At 41.8% G+C, this 5315-nt stretch carries 5 protein-coding genes; all 5 read left to right on the top strand.

Annotated features, from left to right (window positions below; all coding sequences use genetic code 11):
• Positions 1-4 precede the first annotated feature (4 nt).
• Positions 5-697, top strand: coding sequence for a sugar transferase (locus AC1DWN_RS27300; RefSeq protein ID WP_477562035.1), 693 nt, complete (start codon positions 5-7; stop codon positions 695-697).
• A 31-nt stretch (positions 698-728) separates the two neighbouring features.
• Positions 729-1844: a glycosyltransferase gene (locus tag AC1DWN_RS27295; protein WP_477562034.1), complete on the top strand. Its 1116-nt coding sequence runs from the start codon at positions 729-731 to the stop codon at positions 1842-1844.
• Positions 1837-3171: a hypothetical protein gene (locus AC1DWN_RS27290; protein WP_477562033.1), complete on the top strand. Its 1335-nt coding sequence runs from the start codon at positions 1837-1839 to the stop codon at positions 3169-3171. Before AC1DWN_RS27295 ends, AC1DWN_RS27290 begins: the two co-directional genes overlap by 8 nt.
• Complete coding sequence (locus AC1DWN_RS27285; protein WP_477562032.1) at positions 3168-4337, top strand: glycosyltransferase family 4 protein; 1170 nt, start codon at positions 3168-3170, stop codon at positions 4335-4337. The genes AC1DWN_RS27290 and AC1DWN_RS27285 overlap by 4 nt, the downstream gene beginning before the upstream one ends.
• Positions 4338-5315 (top strand): glycosyltransferase (locus AC1DWN_RS27280; RefSeq protein WP_477562031.1); only part of this gene is annotated, 978 nt, incomplete at its 3' end.

The following is a 5315-nucleotide window of genomic DNA, read 5'->3' as shown; positions in this document are numbered from 1 at the left end:
GAAGATGACGCCTCCACGGGAAGAAGCAATAATCGGAGTATCCGATTACTACACAAAATCAAGGAAGAAATCAGAGGTTCGAAGTGAATCCGATTTGTATTCACTTCTTAAACGGCTTATTGATATTAGCGGATCGATCGTTGGTTTGATTATGTTAAGCCCGCTGCTCGCCATCGTCGCAGTCCTTATCAAGCTTGAGGATCCGAAAGGCTCGGTGTTCTTCTACCAGACAAGAATCGGCAAAGACCAGAAGCCTTTTCGCATGTTTAAGCTTCGCTCCATGCGGACCAATGCGGAGGAGCTGCTGAAGGATTTGCTTGATAAGAATGAAATTAGCGGCGCGATGTTCAAGATGAAGGATGATCCGCGCGTAACAAAGGTCGGTAAGTTTATTCGGAAAACAAGTATCGACGAGCTGCCGCAATTAATCAATGTTCTTAAAGGCGATATGTCCTTAGTAGGTCCAAGACCGCCGCTTTCAAGGGAAGTAGCAGACTATACGGATCATGATAAGAAACGCTTGACCGTTACACCTGGCTGTACGGGATTATGGCAGGTTAGCGGTAGAAACAATCTCTGCTTTAAACAAATGGTCGAGCTGGACCTTGCTTATATTGAGAAGAGATGTATTTGGCTGGATATCAAAATTATGTTCAGAACGGTGAAGGCTGTCGTAGCTTCTCAGGATGCGTACTAATTAATTCAAGGAAGCTTTAGGAGGCGAGATAATGGCGAGAGTCCTACATATCTCGGAATTTACAAAGGGCGGCATCGAAACTCATCTGAATGAGGTACTGAAGTATCAAGCAGCAAGTCATGATATTTATCTAATCGCATCTGAGCAAAATTCTAATCGCGATTCTCTTCAAATTAGTGCTGATCGATTGCTCTTATACCCTTATAAGAGAAAACCTAAATACTTTTTCACAGCGATGAAAATGATCAATAAGGCGTTAAAGGAAATCAAACCAGACATCGTACATGTCCATGGAACGTTCGCAGGGTTTTTCCTGCGAGCGTTGCTTCTTATAAAAAAGGAGCGCCCAATTGTCATTTATTGTGCTCATGGATGGGCTTTTCTAATGGATACACAGTCGTGGAAAAAAAGGCTGTTTGCCACAGTAGAGAAGCTGCTGTCATTGCGTACGGATGTCATCATCCATATATCCAACTATGAATATCAAATGGCTATGCATTATGGCTTATCAGCCAAAAAATCAGTCGTTGTATATAACGGCGTGTCGGATGCGCCTCCTCCGAGGTATGAAYCGTTTGCCGTAAACAAGGAACAGATTAACCTGCTGTATGTCGGGCGTTTTGATCGACAAAAGGGTTTTGATTTGCTGCTTGAGGTTTTTAATGAACAGAGATTTACGAATGTCACGCTGTATTTGGTCGKGGATACCGTTCTAGAAGATGTTGCTTATGAATACCCGGACAGCACAGTCAGAATTGRCTGGGTAGATAACGCGGAGATTGACCGTTACATGCAGGCGTGTGATGCAGTTATCGTCCCATCCCGTTGGGAAGGGTTCGGCATTGTTGCAATCGAGGCGCTGCGAAATAAAAAGCCTGTCATTGCTAGTAATCGTGGCGCGCTCCCGGAAATTATCCAGCATGGTGTGAATGGCTTCATCTTTGACTTTGACAATAAGAATGAGCTGGCAAACATTATTCATGGCCTCGACAAAAGTGAACTACAAACGATGGGACAAGCAGGCGAGAAGATTTTCAGCAACAAATTTCATTCCGATAAGATGAACAGCCAAATTGAAACGTTATACAAGGATGCCGTCAGCAAGCGTAGAGATCGGTATTCCATAACGGTCAAAAAATATGTCTAGTAAAAAGCAGTTTTTTCTGGCGCTTTATCTCTGTATTTTGCTTGTACTGACCTTCTATCAGGATTTCCCGCTGGTGAATATGATCGGTGAAATTGGCAGGTCACCCGTCATTTTGCTATTTCCAGTATTTATATTTTGTGAAATCTCGATGCTTGCCAAGCACAAGAAGGTCATGCATACAACAAAGCTTCAGAAGATTATGTTTGCCTTTATTCTCTATTTAAGCTTTATCAGTATCGCATACATTCTTATTCAGTTCCTTCAAGGCAGCTATAGCTTTGGCTCGGAGGGCCTGCTTGGTAAATCGGTTAAAGTATTGATCTATTTTGTATTAATACTGTTTTACATCCGGCATATGCAGCTCGTTTTCTCTAAAATAGATAGCTTTAAAGTCATTTATGTCTGTTTTCTAGCGGTAGTCACTCTGCTCCTTGTCATTATGATTGTAGAGCTGATGAGCATGCCCAATGCACTCACTTATCTGCATGCAGGAAACAACCCCTATTGGCGGGTGCGCTTGCTCACCTCTGAAAGCAGTACGACAGGATCAATTATCGTTGTTTATTCCGCGATTCTGATCTATCTGACTAGGTATTTGAACAATCTAGGGAAGACGCTGACGATCATCTATACGTCCGGTTTCTTTCTATATTATTTATTCGTTACTGGATCAAAGGGATTTCTAATTATAAGCATGCTAACGCTCATTGTGACCATGATCAAGTTTTTGGATTTCAGGAAGAAGAAAAACTTTATATTGCTCATTGCAGCTATCTTGGCTATGTATCTATTTTTCAACTATTTCTCAGCTGGACTGGTCAGCTCCTTTAGTAATGATATTGAGAACTATACGTCCTCATACACACGTATGGGAACGATCCTTATCGCGATTGTTACCGTATTCCACCATCCACTGGGAGTTGGAACAGGAGCTTATCTCATCTATTTCACTAAATATTTGGATAACGCGCTTAACATGATGTCGCATTTCTATTACAACCTATTTGGAGTAAGTCAGATTAATGCAAGTGAGCTGATGCAGTACTCAGGCTCTGATAAAAATTTAGGTGTGAAGTCAGGCTTTTTTCAGTGGGTGATGTTTGGTGGGATTTTCTCTTTGGTGTTCTTCTACCAATTAGCTAAAGACCTGATCGTGAAGGTGAAATCTAGCTCAATTCTGTTTCTTGCTCTCGTGTTTATTCTGTTCTCTATGCTTTTAGTAACGCTGGAGATTAAATATGAAGTCTGGCTGCTCTTTGCCTTTATTAGTCTCTTCCTAGGAAAAAATGAAATGGATAATTCAACGATGTCGGGGGTAGCCAAATGAAAATGCTTGTAGTGTGCAGTGATTTCCCTTATCCCGCCGACCATGGCGGAAGGGTGGATACATGGGGAAGAATTAAGGTTTTGGCCGATCTTGGCTGGAGGATCGATCTCATCGTGTGCGGAAAGCAAATGCCTACTGAGACAGATAAGAAGCATGTATACACGTATGTCGAGAAAATTGTACTATGCGACCGAACAAGCAAGCTCGCTAACTTGCTGCATAACATTCCGATGCAAGTTCAATCCAGAAATGAGCTGGAGCATGTACATATTGATGAGGATTATGACTATGTGCTGCTTGAGGGCGACTATGTTTATCCGATTCTAAACAATCCGAAAATCAAACCTGAAAAAGTTATTTTAAGGGTCCATAACGACGAGGCGGTATACTTCAAGGCGCTTGCCAGAAGCACCAAAAATGTGCTGCACAAAATGTATTATCACATGGAAAGCAGCAAATTCACGACATTGCAGAAGAAAATGCTGAAGAAGGTCAATAAATATTTGTTTATTTCGAGTAAGGAATTTGAAAGCTTTAAGCAGCTAAATCCGTCAGCTCAATGCTTGTTTCTACCGCCACCGGTTACGAAGGATATTTTCGGAACTAGCCTTTTTGAAAGTAAACATGTTGTGTTTATCGGTTCCTTATTTATGCCGAATAACCGGGAAGCGATTGAGTGGTATCTGAAACATATTCATCCACTGATGCTGAAGGAGCCGGATTACAAGTTTATTGTGGCGGGGAACAGTCGAAATCAGAGCTTAAGCTGGCTTGAGCCATACGATCTTACAAACGTAATCGTACATGACTCGCCGAAGAGTCTAGACAGCATTTATAAAAACGGTTATTTATTCGTAAACCCGATGCAAAACGGAGCGGGTGTCAAGCTTAAGACAATCGAAGCCATTCAGAACGGTCTTCCTGTCATCTCGACCTCTATAGGCTGTGAKGGAACTGGATTACTAGATACGGAGCACATTATGGTTGCCGACAAACCAGAGCAATTTTATAGACGGATTAAGCAGCTATTTGATAACCCAGAGGAAGCTAGGAAGCTGCTTCTGTCATCGCAGCAATTTATACGCACGCATTACAACCATAAAGAAGTGCTAAAGGGTTATATCCAATCTTTAAACACTAGTTATCAAATGAAGCAGGTGCTGTAAATGGTGAACAGAAAAATTAACGTCATGTTTGTTACCCACGCAGATAAAAAAGGAGGAGCTGAGCAAAGTCTGATTCATTTAATTAATTTCATAGATTTATCCAAATATCGGATTTTTCTACTAGCTCCCGCGAATGCGGAGTTCTTGCATGAAATCAGGACGGATTATGAGCATTTTCCACTTCGTCTTAACAGCATTAAGAAGAAATTCGGGTTTGGCTATATCGAAACCGTTATGCGAATCAGAGCGTTCGTGAAAAAAAACCGTATGGATATCATTCATGCCAACGGATGGCGCGCACCGTGGTACACGGCGCCGCTTAAATTTCTAACGAGCTGCAAATTAGTTTGGCATCACCGGGATTATACACATTTACGGATGTTTAATAACGTATTGCCACGTTTTTTCGATCAGGTCATTTGTATCTCGCACTTTGTAGCGAACTCGATTCAAGGTAGCAATAAGACCATTATTTATAACGGTGTAGATACGGAAATGGGTTTGACGATGAAGAGCCGTACTTTTATGGAGGACGATACGCTCATCATTGGGACTTTCGGTAGGATCGTGGAATGGAAAAGATATCATCTGGTTATCGAGGCTATGAAGAAATTAGCCGATATCGGAAAGCGCAATTGGAAGCTGCTTATTGTCGGTGATACTTCCGTAGACGGATCAGAGGATTATTTTAACGAAATGATTCAGAAGGTTATCGCATATGGCTTGGAGCATAACGTAATCTTCTATGGCTATAGCAAGAAGCCGCTTGAAGTGATGAAGGAATGTGATCTTACGATCAACTTCTCATTAAATGAGCCTTTTGGCAGAGTTATCATCGAATCTTTACTCGTGCAGACGCCTGTTATTGTATCCGATTCAGGTGGAGCACCTGAAATCATTCATCAGACAAGAGGCGGCTTCATTGTAAAGGATGGCGATGTAGAAGAGTTGTATCAAACTATTCGACGGGTATATGAC

This window comes from Paenibacillus sp. P4_A7, assembly GCF_056402455.1.
This window is presented reverse-complemented; position numbering and strand designations above follow the sequence as displayed.

Bases quoted from the DNA above. Each gene is read 5' to 3' on its own strand.
- AC1DWN_RS27300 (WP_477562035.1), top strand. From the start codon at position 5: ATGACGCCTCCACGGGAAGAAGCAATAATCGGAGTATCCGATTACTAC.
- AC1DWN_RS27290 (WP_477562033.1), top strand. From the start codon at position 1,837: ATGTCTAGTAAAAAGCAGTTTTTTCTGGCGCTTTATCTCTGTATTTTG.